Here is a 23092-nt window from a genome sequence, read left to right as displayed (position 1 = left end):
CCTTTACCTGCATCCATATAGGCAACAAACATGACCATGACCGTACATGTAGATATCGTTAGTGCAGAAAAGGAAATATTTTCTGGATTAGCGGAAATGGTATTTGCCCCGGCCGAACTCGGCGAGGTGGGTATTTCGCCTCGGCATGCGCCTTTAATATCCAGGCTTAAACCCGGCGAAGTTCGGGTAAAAGTCAGCGACAAGGAAATTTATCCGTTTTATGTGTCAGGTGGGATGCTGGAGATTCAACCCCATCTCATTACTATTCTGGCCGATACGGCTATAAGAGCGAAAGATATTGATGAGGCGGCCGCAATAGAAGCAAAAGCCAGGGCTGAAGAAGCATTAACCGATAAATCGGGCAAAATTGATTTTGCAGCGGCTCAGGCACAATTGCAGGAAGCTATTATGCAATTAAGAACTCTCGATAGATTTAGAAAGCGCGGCGGGTAGTCGGGATATTGCACGACTGCCTTTGCCCTTTTTGAGAAGCCCGATAACGTGTTAATACGCTATCGGGCTTTTTTGGTTTCACGTCAGGCTGTTCTGCCTGACGCCCTTCGGGTAAATGCAAATCTGTTCCAGACAGATTTGTAACGGAATATCAAATGAAAATAACGACCATTATTCTTGCGGCGGGTAAAGGAACGCGTATGCGTTCGGAGCTGCCCAAAATTTTACATAAAATTGCCAATAGACCGTTGTTGCAGCATGTTTATGACACTGCTAAGCAATTGCAACATAATACTGTCAAGATTGTTGTAGGCCACGGTGCGGAGCAAGTCACCGAGACTTTAAAGGATTTAGAGGCCGATTGGGTAGAACAAAAGCAGCAGTTAGGCACAGGACATGCCGTGCAGCAAGTCAGCGATCAAATTGCCGATGCCGACACCGTTTTGATATTGTACGGTGATGTGCCTTTGTTGAAATTGGCAACGGTCAAGTTGCTGATAAATAACGTCAATGACCAATCTCTGGCTTTGCTCACGGTGAATCTCGCCAACCCGGCAGGTTATGGCAGAATAGTTCGAAATGCCGCCGGGCAGGTTACAAAAATTGTCGAAGAAAAAGACGCGACTGCCGGTGAAAAGCTGATTAATGAAATTAATACCGGCATCATGGCGGTGCAAGGTCGACAGTTGAAAAAATGGTTGAGCCGGTTAAACAACAGCAATGCCCAAGGCGAATACTATTTGACGGATGTGATTGAAATGGCGGTTGCCGATCAAGTCAATATCGTTACCAGCCAGCCGGAAACCGAGGATGAGGTTCTGGGCGTTAATAACCGCATACAGCTCAGCCACTTGGAGCGTGTTTATCAGCAAGAGCAAGCCAATGGTTTGATGGAGCAGGGCGTCACCTTAAAAGACCCGATGCGTTTTGACCAAAGAGGCTCGATAGACAGTCTGGGGCAAGACATAGAGATTGATGTTAATGTGATCTTTGAGGGAAAAAACAGCATCGGCAGCAATGTCAAAATAGGCGCGAACACTCAAATAAAAAACTCTATCATCGGCGATTATGTGGAAATTCTGGCAAACTGCGTCATAGAAGACGCCGTCATAGGACAAGGCAGCAGAATCGGCCCTTATGCCAGACTAAGGCCGGACAGTGTTCTGGCTGAAGACGTCCATGTTGGTAATTTTGTAGAAATCAAGAAATCAACGGTAGCCGCAGGCAGCAAAATAAATCACTTGAGCTATATCGGCGATGCAACGGTCGGCAGCAAAGTGAATGTGGGAGCCGGAACCATTACCTGTAATTATGATGGCGTTAATAAGTTCAGGACCATTATTGAAGACGGCGCCTTTATCGGTTCCAATAGCCAGTTGGTCGCACCGGTTACGGTCGGCAAAAACGCCACGATAGGCGCAGGATCGACGATTACTAAAGACACTCCCGAAAACCAGTTGACGTTAAGCAGAGGCAAACAAGTGTCTATTACAGGATGGCAACGGCCCGTTAAGAAGGAGAAATAACATGTGTGGAATTGTAGGCGGTATTGCGCAACGAAATGTAGTGCCTATTCTGATGGAAGGTTTAAAGCGGCTGGAATATCGCGGTTATGATTCGGCCGGCCTTGCGGTTATCAATAATCAGCAAATCTACCGGAAACGGGAGCTGGGCAAAGTCAAAGGCCTTGAAACATTGTTGGAAGCCGAGCCTATTTCAGGCCATGTCGGTATAGCCCATACCCGATGGGCTACTCACGGTAAACCCAGTACGGCTAATGCGCATCCGCATATCAGCCGGGATACAGTGGTTGTAGTTCATAACGGCATCATTGAAAACCATGAGCATTTAAGAGAAGTGCAGCAGCAACTCGGGTACGAGTTCACTTCGGAAACCGACACTGAAGTTATCGCACATGAAATTGATCATGCAATGGAATCGATTCGGCCAAGCTCAGGGCAGGCTACCGATGGATTGCTGAGCGCCGTTAAAAAGACGGTCAAGAAGCTGGAGGGCGCTTATGCTCTCGGCATCATGAGTATTGATTACCCCGATACCCTGATAGCGTGCAGAAAAGGCAGCCCGCTGGTTATCGGCGTCGGCATAGGCGAGTATTTTATCGCCTCTGACGTGGCGGCATTACTCCCGGTTACGCAACGGTTTATATTTTTGGAAGACGGCGACATAGCCGCGATCACCATAGACGGACCGGTTATTTACGATTTGAATGATCAGTCTGTCAGTCGTCCGATCATAGAAAGCCAGTTGACAGCGGATGCCGCCGAGAAAGGCGAGTACCGCCATTACATGCTGAAAGAAATTTATGAGCAGCCCTTTGCTATCTCGCAAACGTTGGAAGGCAGGTTCATCAATAACCGCTTACAGGAAAACGCATTCGGGCATAACGCGGCGGAAGTGTTTGACAACATAAAAGCTATCCAGATTTTAGCTTGCGGCACCAGTTATCATGCCGGCTTGGTCGCGCGTTACTGGTTTGAGGAGCTGGCCCGCGTCCCCTGTAACATCGAAGTAGCCAGCGAGTTCCGCTACAGAAGTCCGGTGTTAGCGCCGGATACCCTGATTGTGACCCTCTCGCAATCCGGCGAAACAGCCGACACTTTGGCGGCATTACTGGAGGCAAAGAAGCTCGGGGCAAAATATTCATTAGCCATCTGCAACGTGCCGGAGAGTTCGCTGGTCAGGGAATCCGATTTGGTATTAATGACCCGGGCGGGTCCTGAAATCGGCGTTGCATCAACCAAGGCATTCACCACCCAATTGGCAATATTAATGTTGCTGGTCATTGCCGTCGGCAGGCGTTTTCAGTTGACTGAAATAGTAGAGCAAAAAATTACCTCGGAATTGTTCAGCTTGCCGGGCAAGATTGAAAAAGTATTGCGTTTGAATGATGAAATTAAAGTCCTGGCCGAGCAATTTGCCGAAAAACAGCATGCCTTGTTTTTAGGGAGGGGGACTCATTATCCGATAGCGATGGAGGGCGCGTTAAAATTGAAGGAAATTTCCTATATCCATGCCGAGGCCTATCCGGCTGGCGAGTTAAAACACGGCCCGCTGGCATTGATCGATGCCGACATGCCGGTGGTGACCGTGGCGCCCAATAACAGCCTGTTGGAAAAACTGAAATCAAACATTCACGAAGTCAGCGCCAGGGGCGGGCAACTAATTGTTTTTATGGATGAAACATTAGCCGCTGCCAATGATGAAAATGTGCGGATTGTAAAAATACCTCAAGTCGGCAATGAGATTTCGCCGATTGTATATACGATCCCGTTGCAGCTGCTGGCTTATCATGTCGCGGTGTTAAAAGGTACGGATGTTGACCAGCCCAGGAATCTTGCAAAATCGGTTACGGTGGAATAGACAATGGCAAAATTATCATTGCAGGAGCAATTGTTAAAATCCGGTTTAGTCAGCGCCGCTAAGGCCAAAACCATTAAATCGGAGAAGCACAAGCAAACCCAGCAGCAACGCAAGAATAAAGTTGAGGTGGTTGACGAGGCGAAGGAGTTGGCTCAAAAAGCGCAGGCTGAAAAAATCGAAAAGGACAGGCAGCTTAATCAGTTGCGCCAGCAGCAGGAAGAGCAAAAGCAGTTGGCAGCGCAAATTAAACAGATTATTGAGTTAAACAGGCATCCTCAAGATCCAGAAGGCTTGGCCTATAATTTTACCGACAATAATAAGGTCAAGCGGCTGTACGTCTCAGAAGCGATGCGCGATCAAATTGCCGAGGGACGGTTGGCTATTGTAAAGCTTGGGCAACAGTATGAAGTGGTGGGGGCCGAAGCCGCAAGAAAGATACAGTCGCGCGATGCGGCCAGCGTGATTGTATTTAATGAGTCCAATAAAACGGCCGATGCGGCTGATGATCCTTATGCGGCGTATCAAGTTCCCGACGATTTGATCTGGTAGGGAGGGAGGTTACAAAACGCAGCAACGGTTGCGGCCCTGCTCTTTAGCCAAGTAAAGCGCCTGGTCTGCTCGCTCAAATGCGGTTTCATCCGTATCATTTAGGATAAACTCGGTAAGGCCGCATGAAATGGTGATCGCAACGGAAGCGCCGCTGGCATTAAAGCCCGTTTTTTCAATGGTTTGACGCAGTTGATTGGCCAGTACCAACGCCGATTGGGTGTCGGTATTCGGCAGCAGCATAGTAAATTCTTCGCCGCCAAAGCGGGAAATAAAATCGGTTGCCCGGGAGTGGTCGGATAATTGTTTGGCTATTAACAGCAACACCTTGTCACCGGCTTTATGGCCATAGCTGTCATTGATGGTTTTGAAATGATCAATGTCCCAGACGATGAGGCTTAATGGGGAATGATAGCGTTTCCAGCGAGCCAGTTCGATTTCCAGGCGCTCGTTATAGGCATTGCGATTTGGCAGGCCTGTTAATGGGTCGCGCAATGCCTGGTTATTGGCGATTTTCAATTTTGATTTGAGCTCGGTGGATTCCGACTCCATTTCTTTTATTTTATTAGCTAAATCGTCCAGTTGTTGCTGCGTTTTTTGGCGTTGAATCGCTTCTTTTTGGGTGTGTTCCTGAATTTCTTTGGCAATGTTGGCTAATCGGTTGCTGATAATCCCTTTTAAAGGTTCCAGCTTAGTGGCGTTGGTTGAGCTTAACTTGAGTTCCTCCATTTGTTCAGAAACGGATTGATCCAGTTTGGTCCTGTTTTCGGCCGATTTTTGAGCGGCCGTACTGGCTCCCATCACGCTAATATCCAGTGTCGCCAACTGTTCGGTAATATGGGAGAGAAATTTATCTATGTCTTGTTGTTCTGATTGGCTATGTTGTTTGATTTTAAGCAGGAGCTTGAAGGATTTATCCAGAATAGTTTCAAAAGAGGCCGGGTTTTTAGCGGCAGCGGCAAGCAGACTTTTAGCTGCTTGCGCCTGCTGATCAAAAATGCTGGGAATTTCGATGCCTTCCAGCAAGTGCAATAATTGTTTGCTGACAATTTCAATATCGATGTGTCCGGCGATGACATTGGATGCCGCCGTATCGTTGTCGGGTTCAATGGCTTCAAGTATCGCGATAAACAATTGATTGGGAGTCCCGAATGCTTCTGTTTCGGTTTTTTTCTTCAGTTGCTTAAGGGCGTTCTGCTGTGTTTCAGCTGTATATTGCTGAAGCAGGAAAGTAAAAAGCAGATCGGTTTCCGGCGCTTGATTTTGCGGTGGCGCATGTTTGATCTGAGCGACGGAATTAGTGAATTTTTCAAGCTCGTCTTTAAGCGTATGGCTATTGATGCCGTTTTTTAATTGATCGCGGATGCTCAGCAGATGCGGATCGAGAAGGGGCTCCAGTCCTGTGGTTGCAATAGTTAGACGCACTATTGTTTTACAAAGCAGGTCTTCTTTTTCCTTGTAAGACTCTGCGGATTGTTCCTGTTCATCAAGCAGATTTAAATACTTTTCTTTCCATTTATCTTGGTCGGCTGCTTTACTGAAAAAACTCATGATAGACCTTGCTAAATGTTAAGGAGTAAGTGTGCTGTGTAATGGGTAGGACTTGCAAGCCGGCCTAATCTATCGCATCGGTTTGTTTCGGCTTCCTCGGCAACGGCCTTTAATGTGGTTGTGCTAATTACGGCACTTCCGCCATCCCCGGCAGTTGAGGGCAATCAGTTGATGCAGGACACAGTTATTTTGCCGCGCTTTCCTTTTGAATCAACTGATTGATGACGTCTATCATTTTTTCATGAGAACCGGCTAAAGGACCATTGGTTTTATACTTGCCGTTAACGATGATTGCAGGAACGCCGGTTACCCCGTAACGACCCGCTGTAGCGGCTGCCTGGCGCATTTTTGAGTCGACCAGAAACGAATTGTAGGCGTCATGGAATTCTTTTTCGTTAACCCCGTGCGCAACAAAGAATCTGGCCAGCTCATCTTCGGTTTCAAGGTGTTGTTTTTTGTTTTGTATGGCATCGAAAAAGTCGGCATGAACTTTGTCGACTACGCCCAGCGCTTCAGCCGTAAAATAAGCTTTGGCATGTTTGCCCCAAAGGTCGCTGAATACAGCGGGTTGTCGTATAAACTCGACGTTTTTAGGCAGATTTTTTACCCATGCTTCCAGTACCGGTTCAAAGCTATAGCAATGTGGACAGCCGTACCAGAAGAACTCAATGATTTCAATTTTATCGGGATTGTGGGTGGGCAGTGCCTGCGACAGGGTTTCATAACCGGCGGATTCAGCTTTTAATAAGGTTGAGCAGGAAAATAATAAGACTAATAAGCTGGTTTGAGCGATTTTTTTAAGCATGGCTGAAGTTCTCTATGGGGTTTGCAGGCCGGGCTTGCGCAAAGCACAATCGAATGTGGCGTAGCCCGATCTACGGAGTTTTATAAATTAAGCTTATTTCATCATCGATATGCGATAAGAAACGGCTTTTATTTCCTCATCCGTCATCTTCTTTGCAATCATGTGCATGATGTTTTCCGGATTATTGCTGCGTGCGCCGGATTTAAAATCGGTGAGTGCTTTGATCAAATAGTCGGCATGTTGCGATTTCAATGCCGGGAATGAGGCGGGTTTATTGCCCTCGCCAAAAGGACCGTGGCAGGCGATACAGGCGGACACTTCGCTTTTTAGGTTGCCGTTGCGGTATAGGTCGCTGCCTTGAGCAATGGTGGCCTGGACATCTTTGTTGCCGGCCGGTTTTTCATCGTCAGCCGCCAAGACAGGCAAGGTGTTTTCCGAAACCTTTTGCGCGGCGTAGTATGCGGAAATATCGGCAATATCCGCATCGTTTAATGTCTGAGCCATAGCCGACATCATGGGGTCGTTGCGGCTGCCGTCTTTAAATGAGCGCAACTGCTGTTCCAGATAAGAAGAATGTTGCTGTGCAAGCTTGGGGAAAGTTGCTACCATGCTGTTACCGTTTTCCCCGTGACAACTGGCGCAGGATTCGGCTTTTTGTTTTCCTGCGTTAATATTGCTTTCTGCATGTAAAATACTCGTAGCACTGGTCAACGCCAGAGAAATTGAAAGTACCTGCAATTTTTTCTTCATCAAATTCCCCTTCGGAATGGTTAATCATTTATGCCAGTCTTTTTAGTTATTCGGGTTGCTGTGCATGATCAAATTTTACTCTAAATAGTAACTCTAAGCGAGACAACGATGAATCCAGTTTATCATCAAGCAAAATTTATTAACAGTTCGCCGCATCTGAAGGATACGCCCCCGGATCGGGGACTTGAAGTGGCGTTTGCCGGGCGTTCAAATGCCGGTAAATCCAGCGCGATTAATACCTTAACCCGGCAAAACGCATTGGCCCGGATCAGTAAAACACCGGGCAGAACCCAGATGCTCAATTTTTTTGAAATTAATGAGCGGCAGCGGTTTGTCGATTTGCCGGGTTACGGCTATGCCAAAGTGCCTTTAGCGGTGAAGAAAAAATGGCATGAGTTGATGGAGACTTATTTAACCAGCCGCAAGTCATTATGCGCGATTATTCTGGTGATGGATGTGCGCCATCCTCTAACCGAATTTGACTGGCAGATGATAGAGTGGTGCGAACACACCGGATTGCCGCTGCATATATTGTTGACTAAGGCGGATAAGCTGACTTACGGCGCGGCCAAAAATACCTTGTTGCAGGTACAAAAGGAGCTAAAAGATGCGAGTTTTCCTTTAACGATACAGCTGTTTTCGTCATTGAAAAAAGCCGGGATCGATGAGGTGCATGCCGCGCTTGATCGCTTGTTTAATCCTGTTGAACAGGATCAGAGCGAAATATCGACACCTTCCTGAGCGAGCAATAATTCGCAGCCGACTTCAGCGTTGTTTCGCAATAAATCTTGATAAATCTCGTCAAGGTGTGCATCGCTGCGGGTGGGTTCATGGTGAGTGAAAAACAGTTTTTTTGCGTTGGCGGCGGTAGCCAGTTTTATCCCCGAATCATAAGTGCCGTGCCCCCAGCCTTGTTTGGAGGCATATTCCTGAGTGGTATAGGATGAGTCGACAATCAACGCATCGACATCTTTTATCGCCAGCACAACTTCATCCCATTTAGCATCAACAAAAGACTGGAATTCAGCAAATTCATCATCTTGCGGATCATAGATGTTGAGTTGCGGCTCGTAATCGCCGGTAAAGAAAACCGATTGGCCGTCGCAATCGATCCGATAGCCGAAATTCAATACCGGATGACTCAGGACAATAGGGGTGATTGTAGCGCTGCCTACCTTGACCGGTACGCCCGGCGTGACTGTGACGTACTCGATCCGGGCATTCAGCTGTGCTTCCCGTATCGGAAAGAAACTGTATTGCAACTGCACGGAAAGAGCCCGGTTGATGGTTTCATTGGTGACCGGATCAATTCCGCCGTAGATGGTAATGTGATTGTTGGGGATAAAAATAGGGATAAAAAAAGGCAGGCCCTGAATATGATCCCAATGCGTATGGGTAATGAAGATATGCGCCTTAACAGGCATTTCTTTCAGCAGGTCTTGTGCGAGGGCGTGTATGCCGGTGCCGGCGTCAAGAATGATCAAATCATTGGCATCTGTCCTGATTTCTATGCAGGTGGTATTGCCGCCGTATTTAACCGTATTGGAGCCCGGTGTGGCTATGGATCCTCGAACACCCCAGAATTTAATTTTCATTGTTGTCCTTTACTGCATGGATGTTCGCGTCTGCCGAGCATTACAGGTTAATAAAAGATTGAGCTTCCGATTTGACGGGTTCCAAATCCCCTAGCGCTTCGCAGATGGCGGGGAACGGCAGGCCAAAGCGGGAGATAATGGCTTCGGGAAACTCTTCTATCAGCGGATTGCCGCCATCACCGAACTGCATGTATTTGCTGATTTGATTCGCGGCAAAAACGCAATCCCTTAAGATATTTTGGTTGAGGCCAGGATTATGATGATGGGCAATAGCGTCAATTAACAGTTCCGACAGCTCCCATTTTTCGGCCAGCATTTTGCCGGCTTGCGAATGATTAAGGCCGATAAACTCGAGTTCGGTCTGATGCAGCGGCAACTGTTGTTCTTTGCTTTTTTCCAGTGCGAGTTTAAATTCATCCGGCATAAATTCAGCAAATACGACTTTGCCAAAGTCATGCAGCAACCCGGCAACAAAGCAATCGCCGGATACCATTGCAGACAAGCCTATGCGCTCGGCAAGCATTTTGCTGATCGCCGCGGTGGTCAATGAATGCAACAGGAATTTGGAGGTGTTGAAATCGGCCTTGTTATCGGCATTCAGCATGCCCATTGCAGCGACGCCTAGGGCTATATTTTTTATGGTGTTGATTCCAATATGCACGACCGCCCGCTGCACCGAGGTGATTTTTTGCGGTAAACCGTAGAAAGACGAGTTAATGGCTTTAAGGATTTTAACCGTCATGATCGGGTCGCATTCAATGACGCGGACAATGTCCTTTGCCGAAGCGTTGAGGTCTGACGTTAATTCCATGACTTGTTGAACGCTTTTAGGAAAAGCGGGCATTTTTTCAACGAGGACGATGAGAGTTTCGTTTTTTGAATTCGGCATTGTGTGTCGTTAAGCAAGAGTCAACAAGAAAAACATAGCAGGGAACAGTATTTATCAGATAGGCAGGCCAAAGTTATATGTCCACTATAATACAACACCGATACAATGCCGAAAAATAATAACTGACGGTTAGTGAGCTTCATCCCAATTATTGCCTATGCCTATATCGACAATCAGCGGTACGTCAAGACCGGCGGCGGCACACATGATTGATCTGATCTTTGCCACGCAATCGTCCAGCTGCTCTTCGGCAATCTCAAATACCAGTTCGTCATGCACCTGCATGATCATTTTGGCGTCCGGGGTGTCCCGATACAGCCACCGGTCGGCGGCAATCATCGCGCGTTTAATGATGTCCGCCGCAGTGCCCTGCATCGGCGCATTGATGGCCGTGCGTTCGGCGTATTGGCGGCGTGCCGCGTTGCGCGAATTGATCTCCGGCAAATACAGCCGCCTGCCGAACAGGGTTTCAACATAGCCTTGCGCGCGGGCTTGCTCCCGGATGTTGTCCATATAGTTCTTAACGCCCGGATAACGGGTGAAATACAGATCGATATAAGATTGCGCCTGGCTGCGCGACAAGCCCAGCTGTTGTGCCAAGCCAAACGATGACATGCCGTAAATCAGGCCGAAATTGATCGCCTTGGCCGAACGGCGCAAATCGGTGGTGACTTGCTCGGGAGCAACGCCGAACACCTCCGCCGCGGTGGCCCGGTGTACGTCCTGCCCTTCGGTAAAGGCTTTCAACAAGCCTTCATCGGCCGACAAATGCGCCATGATGCGTAACTCGATTTGCGAATAATCGGCGGCGACGACTTTTTTGCCTTCGGGTGCGACAAACGCCTGCCGGATTTTTCGGCCTTCTTCGCTGCGTATCGGAATATTTTGCAGGTTGGGGTCGGACGAAGACAGCCTGCCAGTTGCGGCTACCGCCTGATGATACGAGGTATGAATCCGGCCTGTTTGCCCGTCAACCTGTTGCGGCAGTTTGTCGGTATAGGTCGATTTCAGCTTGCTTAAACTGCGGTACTCCAGAATCAGCTTGGGCAACGGGTAGTCGATGGCTAATTCCTGTAATACCGATTCTTCAGTTGACGGTTGCCCTTTGGGCGTTTTCTTTAATACGGGCAGTTTTTGCTGGTCGTAGAGTATGTCCTGAATCTGTTTGGGCGAACCCAGATTAAATGTCTGCCCGGCCAGGTCGTGCGCATGTTGTTCAAGGGAGATAATCTGGCTGGAAAGCTCAAGGCTTTGCTGCGCAAGCATCGCGGTGTCGATTAATACGCCATTGTTTTCAATCCGGGCCAGTACGCTAATCAGCGGGACTTCCATTTCCGTATATAACTCAAGCAATCTCGGCTGCTGCGCCAGTTTTGCGGACAGCACTTGATGCAGTTGCAGGGTAATGTCGGCGTCTTCCGCCGCGTAAGGTGCGGCTTGTTCTATCGAGACTTCTTGGAAGCCTATCTGCTTTGCGCCCTTCCCTGCAACATCCTCGTAATGGATGGTTTCGACGCCAAGGTATTCCTTAGCCAAGTCGTCCATATTATGTTTGGTGGCCGTGCTGTTTAACACGTAGGATTCCAGCATGGTGTCGTGGGCAATGCCGCGCAGGGCAATACCGTGATTGGCCAGCACATGCATGTCGTATTTCAGGTTTTGCCCGAGCTTAGCCTTATGCGGATTTTCCAGCAGAGGCCGCAGTTTTTCCAGTATTTCAGACCGGTCCAGCTGATCCGGTACGCCCGGATAGTCATGAGCCAAAGGCACATAGGCGGCTTTGCCCGGCGTAACTGCAAAGGATATGCCGACTATCTGCGCCTTGCTGTAATCGAGGCTGGTGGTTTCGGTGTCGAAGGCAAACAGTTCGGCTTTTTCCAGTTGGGCCAGCCAGTCGTTAAAGTGCGGCTCGGTTAATATAGTTTCATGATTGGAATCGATTTTGGCTGGCTTGTCTTCGTCGGCTTCGACAGGACTGAGGACAGGCTTAGTCGAAGCACCTGTGCTGAGCCCTTCGGCTACGCTCAGGACCGGCTCAGTCGAAGCATCCAGCGATTTTAACCAGGATGAAAAACCCAGTTCGGCCAATAAGTTTTTCAGTTCCGCCTTATCCATCGGTTGCTGTTTCAAGTCTTCGATGCCGTAGGGCAAATCCAGGTCGCATTTAATGGTGGTCAGTTGTTTCGATAACGGCAGTTGCTCCAAACTGGCGCGCAGGTTCTCGCCGATTTTGCCGCCGATTTCATTGGCATGGGCGATCAGGTTTTCCAGTGTCTGATATTGCTCCAGCCATTTTGCCGCCGTTTTGGGGCCGACCTTGGGCACGCCGGGAATATTGTCGACGGTGTCGCCGACCAAGGCCAGATAATCGATAATCTGTTCCGGCCTGACCCCGAATTTGTCGATAACGCCTTGAATATCCATGCGCGTATTGGACATGGTGTTTTCCAGGATAATATGGTCGGTAACCAGCTGCGCCATATCCTTGTCGCCGGTGGAAATGATGACGTCATAGCCTTGCTGCTCGGCGTGTTGGGCCAGCGCTCCGAGCACATCGTCGGCTTCCACGCCGGACTCGATAATCAACGGCAAGCCCATGGCCCGGATCAGGTTGTGCAACGGTTCAATCTGTACCCGCAAATCATCGGGCATCGGCGGCCGATGAGCCTTGTACTGATCGTAAAGTTCATTGCGGAAGGTTTTACCCGAGGCATCGAAGACCACGGTGATGTGGTCGCTGTGATAGTCGGCGATCAGTTTGCGCAGCATGTTGCTGACGCCGTAAATGGCGTTGGTGGGCTCGCCGTTCGCGTTGGTCAGCGGCGGAATGGCATGGTAAGCGCGGAACAGGAAAGATGAGCCGTCAACGAGGATCAGGCGTTCCCTTCGGCTAAGCTCAGGACAGGTTTGCGTTTGTTGGGACATAAGATTTAGAGGCAAGGTTAGGTGTGAGGCGTCAGGTTTTACGCTTAACATCGACGATATTAGGCAATTGGCTTATTTTATTAAGCACTTGGCTTAACTGATCGGTGTTTTCAATTTGAATGGTCAAATTGAGTTGCGCTGAAAAATCGGGATGCGTATCCAGTGCCGCATTGGAAATATGGATTTTAGCCTGGGCTAAAATCTGGCTAACGTCGTTAAGCAAATTTTGCGGGTTAAACGCATGGATCACAATAGGCACCGCATAGCTGACCTGCTTTGATCCCCAGCTAACCGAAATAAGCTGGGCCTGTTTTTCGGGGCTGAGGTGCAGGATGTTTTCGCAGTCTTTACGGTGGATAGTAATGCCTTTCTTGTGGGAAATATAACCGATAATGTCATTGCCCTGGATCGGCGAGCAGCAATGGGCGAGAGTGGTCAGCACGTTATCAATGCCTTCTACGGAAATGGCCGATTTAATCTCGGCTTCGGGTTTTTTCCGTTGAGCAGGCGCAGGCGGGGCTTCCAGTTCAGGAATCTTAAAAAATGCCGCAAGCTGGCGGCTGGTAATATCGCCGCGGCCTATGGCTTCGAGAAACTTATCGGTGTCCGGCTGATGAAAATGTTTAGCCAACTCCGTTAAGTTGAGCGTTTTTAACCCCAGCCGCTGGCTTTCCTTGTCCAGAACCGACTTGCCTGTGGCGATATTCTGGGCTTGTTGCTGGTTTTTGAACCAGCTTTTGATTTTGCCGATCGCTGCCGATGTCTTTAAATAGCCCAGGTTCAGGTCGATCCAGTTGTGATTGGGACCGCCCTCTTTTGCCGTTAAAATTTTTACCTGTTCGCCGGATTTTAAGGTATAGGTCAGCGGTACAATGCGGCCGTTGACTTTTGCGCCGCGGCAGCGATGCCCTATTTCGGTATGAATGGCGTAGGCAAAGTCCAGCGGCGTGGAGCCTTTAACCAGATCGATTAATTTTCCGGCGGGCGTTAAAACGTAGACGCGATCATTAAATAATTCACTGCGAAAACTTTCGGACAGCGCTTCGTCGCTGCCTTTTTCTTCGAGCAACTTGCGCAAGGAGGCGATGTTTTTTTCAATGGCCGCATCATGTTTGCCGCCTTCCTTGTAAGACCAGTGCGCGGCAACCCCGAGTTCGGCAAAGTCGTGCATTTGCCGGGTGCGGATTTGCACTTCGATGCGGTTGCCGTCGGCATCGAGAATGACGGTATGCAAAGACTGGTAACCGTTCTCTTTGGGATTGGCGATGTAATCGTCAAATTCTTTGGGTATGGTTTGCCAAAGGCTATGCACCATGCCTAAAGTGGCGTAGCAGGTGGTCAGGTTATCGACGATAACCCGCACCGCCAACAGGTCATAAAGTTCGTCTATGTCCAGCTTCTTGCGGCGCATCTTTTTCCAGATGCTGTAAATATGCTTGGGGCGGCCGTAAATCTCGGCGGAAATTCCTTCTTCGGCGAGTTTGTTTTGCAGCAGGGCGATAAACTTATTGATGCAGTTTTCCCGCTGGGCGCGGTTATCGGACAACGACTTGGCGATGCGGCGATAGGATTGGGGCTCCAGATAGCGGAAAGCCATATCCTCCAGCTCCCATTTCAACTGATGAATACCCATGCGGTTGGCGATCGGCGCATAAATATCCAGCGTTTCCTGGGCAATAAAACGCCTGAGCTCATAAGACTCCCTGGGTAAGACCTTAAGCCGTTGAATCCGGTAAGCCAGCTTTATCAACACGGCGCGGACATCCTGAGTCATAGACAGCAGCATTCGGCGCAAGATTTCCGTTTGGCTGGGCTGGTCGGTCATTTCCAGGGAATAAACGGTGACCTTATTCAGCCAGTTAACATCTTTCACCAGCGTTGCAACGGTTTCCCCAAACAGTTCTTTAATGTTTGGGGCCGGATTCAAAGCGGTTAAGCGTGGATCGCTTAATATCGCCGCGATGATGGTTGCCAGATCGACATTGAAATTCATCAAAATGGTTGCCACCTCAACCCCCTTGGGGCGGAAATAATGAGGGTCTTCAGGGATTTGCGCAATGAGCGCCAGAGCCCGATTTATTTGTTCGGTATCGGACGCAGAAAAGCCGCTAAAAAGCTGTTTGTTCGGTTCGGTATTTTTTTGCATCAAACGATAGTCAATAATTCGAAAGTTTGGCAGTTATAATAGGCCAATGCCGGTAAATGTAAAAGCAGTCATTACCTACACGGACGCAGGTAAGGGGCGGAGGTTGCGCTCACCGACATTAGACTTAGCGCCTACGGTGGGCGTAGATTGGCGGAAATATATCGGCTAAATCTGTATTTTAACTTATTGAAATACAATAAAATAAATTTATGACGCTTATGGTTACGGCAACGGCGCCATATTTTTACTAAATAATTACAGTTGAAACAAAATGAAAATTACAATATTCGGAAGTGGTTATGTGGGGTTGGTGACGGGTACCTGCTTTGCGGAAGTTGGTAATGATGTTATCTGTGTCGATATTGATGAGGCGAAAATCGCCAAGCTGCAACAGAATATCATTCCAATATATGAGCCGGGACTTGAAGCCATGGTCAAAGAAAATCAATCGGAAGGCCGGTTGAGATTTACCACCGATATTAAGGAGGCGGTGGATCATGGCGTGTTCCAATTTATAGCCGTCGGTACGCCGCCGGACGATGACGGTTCGGCAGACTTGCAGTACGTGTTGGCGGTTGCCAGGAGTATTGCCGAGAATATGGACGAGTACCGGGTTGTAGTCGATAAATCGACAGTACCGGTGGGTACGGCGGATAAAGTTAAAGCGGTCATGCGGGAGATATTGGCAAGCCGCGGCAAAGAGCTGGAGTTTGATGTGGTTTCAAACCCCGAATTCCTGAAAGAGGGCGCGGCGCTGGATGATTTTATGAAGCCGGACCGGATTGTTATCGGCACCGACAACCCCAGAACGGCGGAATTGCTGAAAGCGCTGTATGCACCGTTTAACCGTAGTGTCGAGCGGGTCATCACGATGGATGTCCGTTCTGCCGAATTAACCAAGTATGCCGCGAATGCGATGCTGGCGACGAAAATCAGCTTTATGAACGAGCTGGCGAATCTGGCCGAGCGTTTGGGCGCGGATATCGAGCATGTCAGACACGGCATAGGTTCCGACAGCCGTATCGGCTACAGTTTTATTTATCCCGGTTGCGGTTATGGCGGCTCCTGTTTTCCCAAAGATGTAAAAGCGCTGGAAAGAACGGCAAAGGAATACGGTTATGATGCGGAACTGCTTAATGCGGTAGAGCGTGTCAATAATCGGCAAAAACACCGTTTGTTCGAAAAGATCAGCGAGTATTATCAAGGTCATTTAAGCGGCAAGGTATTCGCCCTGTGGGGATTGGCGTTTAAACCCAATACCGATGACATGCGCGACGCGCCTAGCCGGGTTGTGCTGGAAGCTTTGATTGAAGCCGGTGCGACGGTTCAGGCCTTTGATCCTGAAGCGTTGGGAGAAGCGCGGCGGCTTTATGGGGACAAGCCGGGGCTTAAGTTCTGCGAGTCGCCCAAGGAGACTCTAAAACAAGCCGATGTTTTGGTGATTGTTACGGAATGGAAGCAATTCCGCAGCCCTGATTTCGATATGCTGAGTCAACAGCTGAAGGACAAAGTGATTTTTGACGGTCGCAATATGTATGAGCCGGAGATGGTCAAACGTAGCGGGCTGGCTTATTACGCGATCGGAAGATAAAAAGTTGTATTTGCGCGGCAAGCGTCTAAACTAAGCGGCGAATGGTTAATAATTATCTTGGTTGGCTATATAAGACTATTCACAAATCATAAATCATATAATTTTTTATAATAGGAAAATAAAGATGAAAAGATTAATAGTGTTATGCGCCGCCTTTTTCTCATTTAATGCCATTGCCTCGCCTGTAAACATCAATACCGCTGATGCAAAAACCATAGGGGAAGCTTTGTCGGGCATAGGCCTGAAAAAAGCCGAAGCTATTGTTAAGTACCGGGAAGCAAAAGGCGCATTCAAAACCGCGGATGATTTAGTCAACGTTGATGGAATCGGCGCGAAAACCGTCGAAAAGATCAGGAACGATATTTTGTTAAGCGATGCCGCTGCTGCGGAGCAAAAGACAGATAAAAAAGTAGACGAAAAAGCCAAGTAAATTATTACCAGGCAACAACCGGCAGTTTCTAATCAGGAGCTGCCGGTTTTTTATTGCGTGGAGCTTATTGACTGGCGTGCAGCCGCTGGACGAGAAGTGGTTGCCGAGCAAAAAACAGGCGGATTAAAAATGCTGTAAAATGAACTAATCGCATTGAGCAGCGGCGCCGGTGCTGGGTGTTATTTTAATCGCAATGGTTTGATATGAAATGAATGAAGAATACGAATACGATGATGAAGAGATTGAATATTACGCAATCCGGCCTAATAAGACGCAAATAAAGAAAGATATGGCGGCGCTTTTTGCGGTCAGCGAAGAAATGTCCGAGTTATCGCCGGGGCAATTAAAAACGCTCGAGCTTCCCGAGGTCATCAATAAAGCCGTTGTCGAAGTGTCCGGCATGCCGCATAAAGGCGCCAGAAAACGGCTGCTGAAGTTTATTGCAGGCCAGCTTCATAAAATAGATGCGGAACCTATTTTAGAGAAACTGGCGCGTATCAAAAATAAAAGCGCCCACGCGGTCAGGGAGCATCATATTGTCGAGCGTTGGCGGGACCGGTTGATCGCCGAAGGCAATGACGCCTTGACCGAGTTGCTGGACGAACAGCCGCATGCCGACCGTCAGTTATTAAGGCAGTTATTGCGCAATGCCCAAAAAGAAGCCGAAGCCGGTAAGCCGCCTAAATCGTCCCGCCTGTTATATCGCCGGTTGAAGGAATTGTTTCAGGTCGAAGGCGAACCGGATGACGAGCCTGGGTTTGAGGATGAAGATGATGAGGAAGAGTTCGATGAGTCGTCCATGCCTAATAATCGCTAAACAAATCCATTTGCCGGAAATGAGCCTGCCCGGATTTGCTTTCCAGTGAAGACAGCGTAATCCCCAGCAAGCGGACATTACGCCTGCCTATATCGGTATTTTTCAATAAGTCTTCAAGAATGGCGGGTATCGCCGCTGCCGCAGTAATAGTCTGCGGCAGCGTCCGGCTGCGGGTGATTTGGACAAAATCATGATATTTGATTTTTACGGTCAGGGTATGGGCGACCAGCTGCTTCTCGGTAACTTTACTCAATGCCTTTTCCATCAAGTCTTGCAACTGCGCGATGACATCCTGTCTAGCTTTAATATCCTGCTGAAAAGTAATTTCCACGCCCACCGATTTCCTGATCCGGTAGTTATTGACCGGTCGGTTGTCTATGCCTCTTGATATGCTGTAATAATGCAAACCGGCCTTGCCGAAATAATGCTGCAACATTTCCAGCGGCAATTCCTTCAGGTCCTTGCCGGTCTTGATGCCCAGCGAGTGCATTTTTATCGAGGTCGCCTTGCCGATGCCGTGAAACTTTTCAACCGGTAGTTGTTCGACAAAGGTTTCGCCCTGTTCCGGCGTGATCAAATAAAGCCCGTCCGGTTTATTGATGTCCGAGGCGATCTTGGCGAGGAATTTGTTATAAGAAACGCCGGCCGAAGCGATCAGCTGGGTTTCCCGCTTAATCGCCGCCTTGATGGCTTTGGCGATTAAGGTCGCGGAGCCTTGATGCAAGCTGGCGTTGCTGACATCCAGGTAAGCTTCGTCCAGGGACAGGGGTTCAAACAGATCGGTGTAGTCGGCAAAGATCTTGCGAATGGCCAGCGAAGCTTCCTGATAAGCGTCGAAGCGGGGTTTTACAAAAATGGCCTGCGGGCATAAACGATAGGCATGAGCCGAGGGCATCGCGGAATGGACGCCGTATTTCCGTGCTTCGTAGCTACAGGTAGCGACGACGCCGCGGGAGTGGGGGGTGCCGCCGACGATGATCGGCTTGTTGCGGTATTGCGGGAAATCGCGCTGCTCTACGGCCGCAAAAAATGCATCCATATCGATATGAATGATTTTGCGGGTAGAGTTCATCGAGTGTAGTTAGTCAACAAGCGCTAATCCAATGGACACGAATGACACTGATTAGGCGGATTTAAACGGATTTTCAAAAAAGCCAAGTTCACTATGCATTTTACGGGCTATCAGTGTTGATCAGTCTAATCCGTGTCATCCGTGTTCTCGGCAACTGCTCCTGCGTTGCCCTAGCTCCTGCATCCATGCAGTCGTATTTTTCTAGCCACTGGATTATTTTGCGGAGTCTTTCGATTCCGGCAAGTTCAGTTCCGCGGTCATGTTCCAGTCGGAGAAAGGAAAGGGCATGACTTCGGTATTGAACGTCAGGAACAGCAAGATATGGTACGTGTAAATCGACAGGCTGCGCCCGAAATTAAGGATGTTGATGTTGGCTTTTCCGGTAAGCAGCGTTGACGCCACCTGCAATAGGATAACGGCCCAAAGCAGCATCCTGACCAGTCCGCCGATAGCCGCAAAAACCAGCATGAAGAAGATTCTTTTCCAGGTGCCAAGTTGCGTCAGGTTGTAGTTGATCTGTTCGTCCATCGTCTTAACCTCGGTTCATAATGTCGCGCAAATCAAGCGCCGCCGCATTGCAGCGAGCGATATAATTTGCCATGGACAGGGAGTAGTTGGCGAAAAGACCGTAACCGCTACCGTTTAAAATCATCGGGCTTAAAATAGGGGTCAGGGCGTTTTCCAGCGCCTTAATCATGATGTCAACGGTACGCATGGCCCGTTTGTCCAGCAAAATATCCTCAAAATCATGTTTGACCGCCCTGAGGATATGCAATAACGCCCAGCTTGCACCGCGCGCTTCATAGAAAACGTCGTCAATCTCCAACCAGCCTACTTTAGCTACGGAGGTGCCTTTTTCATCGGCTGCTTCTTTCTCAAGTTCGGTGAGTCCGGGGCCGTAGTTGCCGCCGGCGCTGTTCGCGGTCAAGCGGGTGGAAAGTCCGCCCAGGCGCTTGATCACAACCTCGGTGTATTGCCACAAATTGTCGGCCCGGGAATAAAATTGCGCTCTTTTGATGGGGCCGCCGTATTTTTGCAGGCGCTCCATATATTTATGCAGAGCCTCGACGCCTTTTTCATATTCGGCTTCGGTTGACGGCAAAGCCCAAGAGTCGTTTTCGTAGTAAAAATAAGGTTCCGCAATCGCCAGATCAGGATCTTCGGCCGATTGGGACTGATCTCTGGCAAAGTGGTTTCTTAATGCCGAGGTGGCGTCGCGCAGCATGACCAATGCGCCGTATTCCCAGTTGGAAATGTTGTCCAGAAACACGCCGGGAGGGGCGACGTCGTTGGTAATATAACCGCCGCTTTTATGCAGCAGAACCTCGGCGATATGGGCCAGGGTGTTGGTATAGACATAACCGACAGGGATGCTTTCGGTGGAGTGGGTTTCTTCGGCGCGCTTTACGGCTTCATCCATCACATTAAACTGATCGGGTTCCCTGCCCCACCAGGCGCCCAGAAAGAACAGGATGATGAGTACGATGAGGATGAAAACGCCAAAGCCCCAGAGTATTCCTTTAGATTTTATGTCGTTCAGTGTATCGTTTGCCGCCATTTTCGATGTCCCGTAAAGAGGTTTCCGAGGGTCAAAAAATATTTCGCCCTTATTGCATTTTTATATGAAAAATTGGCTACATGGTAGCAGGTTTTTTGCTTATGTGCTTATGGCGCAAGCCGCTATAACGGTTTTTTTTTGGCTCTCGGGTGCGCTTTATCATAGATTTCAGCCAGATGTTGAAAGTCCAGGTGGGTGTATATCTGGGTCGTGCTGATATTGCTGTGTCCGAGCAGTTCCTGAACGGCTCTTAAGTCCTGGCTGGATTCAAGTAAATGGCTGGCGAAAGAATGTCTCAGCATGTGCGGATGTATATGTTCGGCAATGCCTTTTTTTATACACCACCGTTTCAGTCTTAATTCAATATTGCGTTGGCCGAGCCGAATTCCGTGCGCTGAAACAAATAACGCAGGCTCGGCGGCAGGAATTTTTACGGCGCGTTGCTGTAGCCAGTTTTCGATAGCGGTAACGGCTTTGCCGCCTACCGGCAATATTCTCGATTTGCCGCCTTTGCCTAGGCGCACAGTCAGCGTACTGTCCGGCAAGTCCAGGTCGGTCAAGTCTAGTGCCGACAGCTCACTCAGCCGCAGGCCGGACGAATAGAATAATTCGAACATGGCCAAGTCGCGGATTTCGAGCAGCGAGCTGGTTCCGGCATCCAGCAAACCGGATAATTGATCGACATCCAGCGTTTTTGGCAGCTTTCTGGCTTGTTTGGGCGCTTGAATATGCTGGGCGGGATTGACGCTGGCCTGGCCTTGTTTTAACAGGTAATTATAAAAACTGCGAATAGCGGACAGCTCGCGTTGCAGGCTTTTGCTGCTCAGGCCTTTGCGGTGTCTTCCTGCTATGTGGGCGCGAATGTCCGTGAGTTTCAGGTCGGCCCACTGGCTGATGGCTTTATCTTTGCAATAGCGGGACAGGTGTTGAATATCCCGCCGGTAACTTTTTACGGTGTGTTCCGACGCGCGAACTTCGACGGTGAGTTGCTTCAAAAAGTCAGCCAGCATAAGCTCGGCATCGGGATGCATGTTAAGGATTCCGCTCCTGCAATAAAGTGATCAGCCGGGTGCCGATGATTTCGCTCATTTGATTCAAGAACAGGTTGCCCATGCTGTAATGGAAGCGGCCTTCTTCGCGGCTGCCGATGGCTAAAATGCCTTCCAATTCGGTAAACGCCATCGGAATGATCGCGCAGGATTTCACTTCGAACGCCGATTCGCCGAACAATACTCTGGCCTGAGCCATCGTCGGGCGGCCGCATTTGGGCTGGTTGCCGGCCAGTTCGTTGGCGAACGGTTCCAGGTCCTTGCTGTCCGGTTCAATAAAGAGATTGCTAAGAGCGGTGTCTGGATTGTGTTTGATGATGCGCACCGCAACAAAGTCGATCAAGAAATATTCCGACAGCACGGTATCGAGATTGGCGACGGCCTCTTCCAGCGTTGTCGCGTCCAACAGCGCCAGGGTGAGCTTGTGCATGCGGTTAAGGGACGTATCGTTATCCCTGGCGATTTCTATCAGCGCGGTGAGCTGGTTTTCCATGTCATGATGCCGACTTCTGAACAGCTCCAACTGCTTTGAGATCAGCGAGACGGCGCTGCCGGTAGGATGAGGAATACTCATGTGCTCCAGCAAATTCAAATGTTCGTGGAAAAACTCGGGATGTTTGCGCAGATAGTCTTCAACTTGGGCTGACGTGAGTTCAGCGGGTTGTTCGCTCATAAGGGTATTTGTCCTTCAAAAACAGAAATGGCAGGTCCCGTCATTAAGACCGGTTGATCACGGCCCGGCCAGCTGACGGTCAGCGTACCGCCGGGTAGCTCGACGCTGACGGTATGATCCAGCAGATTGTGTTCAATGCCGATGACCACGGCGGCGCAAGCGCCGCTGCCGCAAGCGAGAGTTTCCGCGGCGCCGCGCTCAAATACGCGCAGCTTAATGTGCTGGCGATCGACGACCTGCATGAAGCCGACATTGACCCGTTCCGGGAAAAACGCATGGCTTTCCAGGGCTTTGCCCAATTCGGCTACCGGCGCGGTTTTAATGTCCGTGACTTGAATGACGGCGTGCGGATTGCCCATCGAAACGGCGCCGAAGGCTTTTTCAGTGCCGTTAACCAGTACGGTATAGAAGCGGGATTCTTCTTCCGCCAGCAGCGGAATTTGGGCGGGGGCGTGCCGGGGTACGCCCATATCGACAGTGACCAAGTTATCGTCGTCAAAACGCAGCAGTAATTGGCCTGAATTGGTATCGACGCGGATTTCATCTTTGGCCGACAGCTTTTTATCGCGGACAAAACGGGCAAAACAGCGCGCGCCGTTGCCGCATTGGGCGACTTCGCCACCGTCCGCGTTAAAAATACGGTATTTGAAATCGGCGTTGGCGTTGACCGGTTTTTCGACCAGTAACAGCTGATCAAAGCCTATGCCGAAGTGCCGGTCGGACAGCAGCTGGATTGTCTCAGGCGTTAAAGCTACCTGCTGATTGATCGCGTCAATGACCACGAAATCATTGCCGAGGCCGTGCATTTTAGTGAAGTTGATCATTTAGTCGGTGTTTATTTAGGTAAGTGAGTTTTAAAGC

The 23092-nt window shown here is 49.3% G+C and carries 21 protein-coding genes; 8 read left to right on the top strand and 13 right to left on the bottom strand.

What is annotated here, in order from left to right:
- The first annotated feature begins 30 nt into the window (after positions 1-30).
- The 4 genes from B0F88_RS01710 to B0F88_RS01695 all read left to right on the top strand — a co-directional run bounded on the left by B0F88_RS01710 (position 31) and on the right by B0F88_RS01695 (position 4383).
- Positions 31-453 (top strand): F0F1 ATP synthase subunit epsilon, encoded by a 423-nt coding sequence (locus B0F88_RS01710; protein ID WP_104422198.1) that lies wholly within the window; start codon positions 31-33, stop codon positions 451-453.
- Positions 454-608: 155 nt separating this feature from the next.
- On the top strand, positions 609-1979 hold the full coding sequence (gene glmU, locus B0F88_RS01705) for a bifunctional UDP-N-acetylglucosamine diphosphorylase/glucosamine-1-phosphate N-acetyltransferase GlmU (RefSeq protein WP_104422197.1): 1371 nt from the start codon (positions 609-611) through the stop codon (positions 1977-1979).
- 1 nt (position 1980) lies between these two features.
- The gene (glmS, locus tag B0F88_RS01700; RefSeq protein WP_104422196.1) at positions 1981-3834 is read left to right on the top strand and encodes a glutamine--fructose-6-phosphate transaminase (isomerizing); all 1854 of its coding nucleotides are present in this window, start codon (positions 1981-1983) and stop codon (positions 3832-3834) included.
- A 3-nt stretch (positions 3835-3837) separates the two neighbouring features.
- Positions 3838-4383, top strand: coding sequence for a DUF2058 domain-containing protein (locus B0F88_RS01695; RefSeq protein WP_104422195.1), 546 nt, complete (start codon positions 3838-3840; stop codon positions 4381-4383).
- A 9-nt stretch (positions 4384-4392) separates the two neighbouring features.
- Here B0F88_RS01695 and B0F88_RS01690 read toward each other — a convergent pair whose 3' ends face one another.
- From B0F88_RS01690 to B0F88_RS01680, 3 genes are all read right to left on the bottom strand, one after another.
- Complete coding sequence (locus B0F88_RS01690; protein WP_104422194.1) at positions 4393-5931, bottom strand: GGDEF domain-containing protein; 1539 nt, start codon at positions 5929-5931, stop codon at positions 4393-4395.
- A 184-nt stretch (positions 5932-6115) separates the two neighbouring features.
- Complete coding sequence (locus tag B0F88_RS01685; protein ID WP_104422193.1) at positions 6116-6736, bottom strand: thiol:disulfide interchange protein DsbA/DsbL; 621 nt, start codon at positions 6734-6736, stop codon at positions 6116-6118.
- 93 nt (positions 6737-6829) lie between these two features.
- Positions 6830-7486, bottom strand: coding sequence for a c-type cytochrome (locus B0F88_RS01680; RefSeq protein WP_104422192.1), 657 nt, complete (start codon positions 7484-7486; stop codon positions 6830-6832).
- Between the two features lie 108 nt (positions 7487-7594).
- Here B0F88_RS01680 and yihA point away from each other — a divergent pair, with 108 nt between their 5' ends.
- The gene (gene yihA / locus B0F88_RS01675) at positions 7595-8227 is read left to right on the top strand and encodes a ribosome biogenesis GTP-binding protein YihA/YsxC (RefSeq protein ID WP_104422191.1); all 633 of its coding nucleotides are present in this window, start codon (positions 7595-7597) and stop codon (positions 8225-8227) included.
- Here the strand turns inward: yihA and B0F88_RS01670 are convergent.
- The 4 genes from B0F88_RS01670 to B0F88_RS01655 all read right to left on the bottom strand — a co-directional run bounded on the left by B0F88_RS01670 (position 8200) and on the right by B0F88_RS01655 (position 15041).
- Positions 8200-9081 (bottom strand): MBL fold metallo-hydrolase, encoded by an 882-nt coding sequence (locus tag B0F88_RS01670; protein WP_104422190.1) that lies wholly within the window; start codon positions 9079-9081, stop codon positions 8200-8202. The genes yihA and B0F88_RS01670 overlap by 28 nt on opposite strands.
- A 40-nt stretch (positions 9082-9121) precedes the next feature.
- Positions 9122-9970 (bottom strand): HDOD domain-containing protein, encoded by an 849-nt coding sequence (locus B0F88_RS01665; protein WP_104422189.1) that lies wholly within the window; start codon positions 9968-9970, stop codon positions 9122-9124.
- A 129-nt stretch (positions 9971-10099) separates the two neighbouring features.
- On the bottom strand, positions 10100-12895 hold the full coding sequence (gene polA / locus B0F88_RS01660; RefSeq protein ID WP_104422188.1) for a DNA polymerase I: 2796 nt from the start codon (positions 12893-12895) through the stop codon (positions 10100-10102).
- Between the two features lie 31 nt (positions 12896-12926).
- A complete protein-coding gene (locus B0F88_RS01655) occupies positions 12927-15041 on the bottom strand; it encodes a RelA/SpoT family protein (RefSeq protein ID WP_104422187.1) in 2115 nt (704 codons plus the stop codon).
- 271 nt (positions 15042-15312) lie between these two features.
- On the opposite strand from B0F88_RS01655, the gene B0F88_RS01650 reads away from it, so the two are divergent.
- The 3 genes from B0F88_RS01650 (at position 15313) to yjgA (ending at position 17879) form a co-directional block, all read left to right on the top strand.
- Positions 15313-16632 carry a UDP-glucose dehydrogenase family protein gene (locus tag B0F88_RS01650; protein ID WP_104422186.1) on the top strand — a complete coding sequence of 440 codons (1320 nt, stop codon included), beginning with the start codon at positions 15313-15315 and terminating at the stop codon, positions 16630-16632.
- Positions 16633-16756: 124 nt separating this feature from the next.
- Positions 16757-17062, top strand: coding sequence for a ComEA family DNA-binding protein (locus tag B0F88_RS01645; RefSeq protein WP_104422185.1), 306 nt, complete (start codon positions 16757-16759; stop codon positions 17060-17062).
- A 208-nt stretch (positions 17063-17270) separates the two neighbouring features.
- A complete protein-coding gene (gene yjgA / locus B0F88_RS01640; protein ID WP_104422184.1) occupies positions 17271-17879 on the top strand; it encodes a ribosome biogenesis factor YjgA in 609 nt (202 codons plus the stop codon).
- Here the strand turns inward: yjgA and dinB are convergent.
- From dinB to dapF, 6 genes are all read right to left on the bottom strand, one after another.
- A complete protein-coding gene (gene dinB / locus B0F88_RS01635) occupies positions 17866-18951 on the bottom strand; it encodes a DNA polymerase IV (RefSeq protein ID WP_104422183.1) in 1086 nt (361 codons plus the stop codon). The two genes, yjgA and dinB, sit on opposite strands and share 14 nt — an antisense overlap.
- A 213-nt stretch (positions 18952-19164) precedes the next feature.
- Positions 19165-19479: a DUF4389 domain-containing protein gene (locus B0F88_RS01630; protein WP_104422182.1), complete on the bottom strand. Its 315-nt coding sequence runs from the start codon at positions 19477-19479 to the stop codon at positions 19165-19167.
- Positions 19480-19483: 4 nt separating this feature from the next.
- A complete protein-coding gene (locus tag B0F88_RS01625; RefSeq protein ID WP_104422181.1) occupies positions 19484-20509 on the bottom strand; it encodes a DUF2333 family protein in 1026 nt (341 codons plus the stop codon).
- A gap of 122 nt (positions 20510-20631) precedes the next feature.
- Entirely contained in the window at positions 20632-21540 is a 909-nt protein-coding gene (xerC, locus tag B0F88_RS01620; protein WP_104422180.1) for a tyrosine recombinase XerC, read from the bottom strand.
- Between the two features lies 1 nt (position 21541).
- On the bottom strand, positions 21542-22231 hold the full coding sequence (locus B0F88_RS01615) for a DUF484 family protein (RefSeq protein ID WP_104422179.1): 690 nt from the start codon (positions 22229-22231) through the stop codon (positions 21542-21544).
- Positions 22228-23055: a diaminopimelate epimerase gene (gene dapF / locus B0F88_RS01610; protein WP_104422178.1), complete on the bottom strand. Its 828-nt coding sequence runs from the start codon at positions 23053-23055 to the stop codon at positions 22228-22230. The genes B0F88_RS01615 and dapF overlap by 4 nt, the downstream gene beginning before the upstream one ends.
- Positions 23056-23092: the final 37 nt, after the last annotated feature.

Origin of the sequence: Methylobacter tundripaludum (genome assembly GCF_002934365.1) — a bacterium.
GTDB classification, from domain to species: Bacteria; Pseudomonadota; Gammaproteobacteria; order Methylococcales; family Methylomonadaceae; genus Methylobacter_A; species Methylobacter_A tundripaludum_A.
Note: the sequence above shows the minus strand (reverse complement) of the source record. Positions and strands in the feature narration are given on the sequence as shown.

What these genes read in the sequence shown, in the direction of transcription:
- B0F88_RS01615 (WP_104422179.1), bottom strand. Translation starts at nt 22,231, where the DNA reads ATGAGCGAACAACCCGCTGAACTCACGTCAGCCCAAGTTGAAGACTAT.
- B0F88_RS01695 (WP_104422195.1), top strand. Translation starts at nt 3,838, where the DNA reads ATGGCAAAATTATCATTGCAGGAGCAATTGTTAAAATCCGGTTTAGTC.
- B0F88_RS01630 (WP_104422182.1), bottom strand. Translation starts at nt 19,479, where the DNA reads ATGGACGAACAGATCAACTACAACCTGACGCAACTTGGCACCTGGAAA.
- glmS (WP_104422196.1), top strand. Translation starts at nt 1,981, where the DNA reads ATGTGTGGAATTGTAGGCGGTATTGCGCAACGAAATGTAGTGCCTATT.
- glmU (WP_104422197.1), top strand. Translation starts at nt 609, where the DNA reads ATGAAAATAACGACCATTATTCTTGCGGCGGGTAAAGGAACGCGTATG.
- dinB (WP_104422183.1), bottom strand. Translation starts at nt 18,951, where the DNA reads ATGAACTCTACCCGCAAAATCATTCATATCGATATGGATGCATTTTTT.
- polA (WP_104422188.1), bottom strand. Translation starts at nt 12,895, where the DNA reads ATGTCCCAACAAACGCAAACCTGTCCTGAGCTTAGCCGAAGGGAACGC.
- yjgA (WP_104422184.1), top strand. Translation starts at nt 17,271, where the DNA reads ATGAATGAAGAATACGAATACGATGATGAAGAGATTGAATATTACGCA.
- yihA (WP_104422191.1), top strand. Translation starts at nt 7,595, where the DNA reads ATGAATCCAGTTTATCATCAAGCAAAATTTATTAACAGTTCGCCGCAT.
- xerC (WP_104422180.1), bottom strand. Translation starts at nt 21,540, where the DNA reads ATGCATCCCGATGCCGAGCTTATGCTGGCTGACTTTTTGAAGCAACTC.
- B0F88_RS01665 (WP_104422189.1), bottom strand. Translation starts at nt 9,970, where the DNA reads ATGCCGAATTCAAAAAACGAAACTCTCATCGTCCTCGTTGAAAAAATG.
- dapF (WP_104422178.1), bottom strand. Translation starts at nt 23,055, where the DNA reads ATGATCAACTTCACTAAAATGCACGGCCTCGGCAATGATTTCGTGGTC.
- B0F88_RS01685 (WP_104422193.1), bottom strand. Translation starts at nt 6,736, where the DNA reads ATGCTTAAAAAAATCGCTCAAACCAGCTTATTAGTCTTATTATTTTCC.
- B0F88_RS01710 (WP_104422198.1), top strand. Translation starts at nt 31, where the DNA reads ATGACCATGACCGTACATGTAGATATCGTTAGTGCAGAAAAGGAAATA.
- B0F88_RS01680 (WP_104422192.1), bottom strand. Translation starts at nt 7,486, where the DNA reads ATGAAGAAAAAATTGCAGGTACTTTCAATTTCTCTGGCGTTGACCAGT.
- B0F88_RS01625 (WP_104422181.1), bottom strand. Translation starts at nt 20,509, where the DNA reads ATGGCGGCAAACGATACACTGAACGACATAAAATCTAAAGGAATACTC.
- B0F88_RS01650 (WP_104422186.1), top strand. Translation starts at nt 15,313, where the DNA reads ATGAAAATTACAATATTCGGAAGTGGTTATGTGGGGTTGGTGACGGGT.
- B0F88_RS01645 (WP_104422185.1), top strand. Translation starts at nt 16,757, where the DNA reads ATGAAAAGATTAATAGTGTTATGCGCCGCCTTTTTCTCATTTAATGCC.
- B0F88_RS01655 (WP_104422187.1), bottom strand. Translation starts at nt 15,041, where the DNA reads ATGCAAAAAAATACCGAACCGAACAAACAGCTTTTTAGCGGCTTTTCT.
- B0F88_RS01690 (WP_104422194.1), bottom strand. Translation starts at nt 5,931, where the DNA reads ATGAGTTTTTTCAGTAAAGCAGCCGACCAAGATAAATGGAAAGAAAAG.
- B0F88_RS01670 (WP_104422190.1), bottom strand. Translation starts at nt 9,081, where the DNA reads ATGAAAATTAAATTCTGGGGTGTTCGAGGATCCATAGCCACACCGGGC.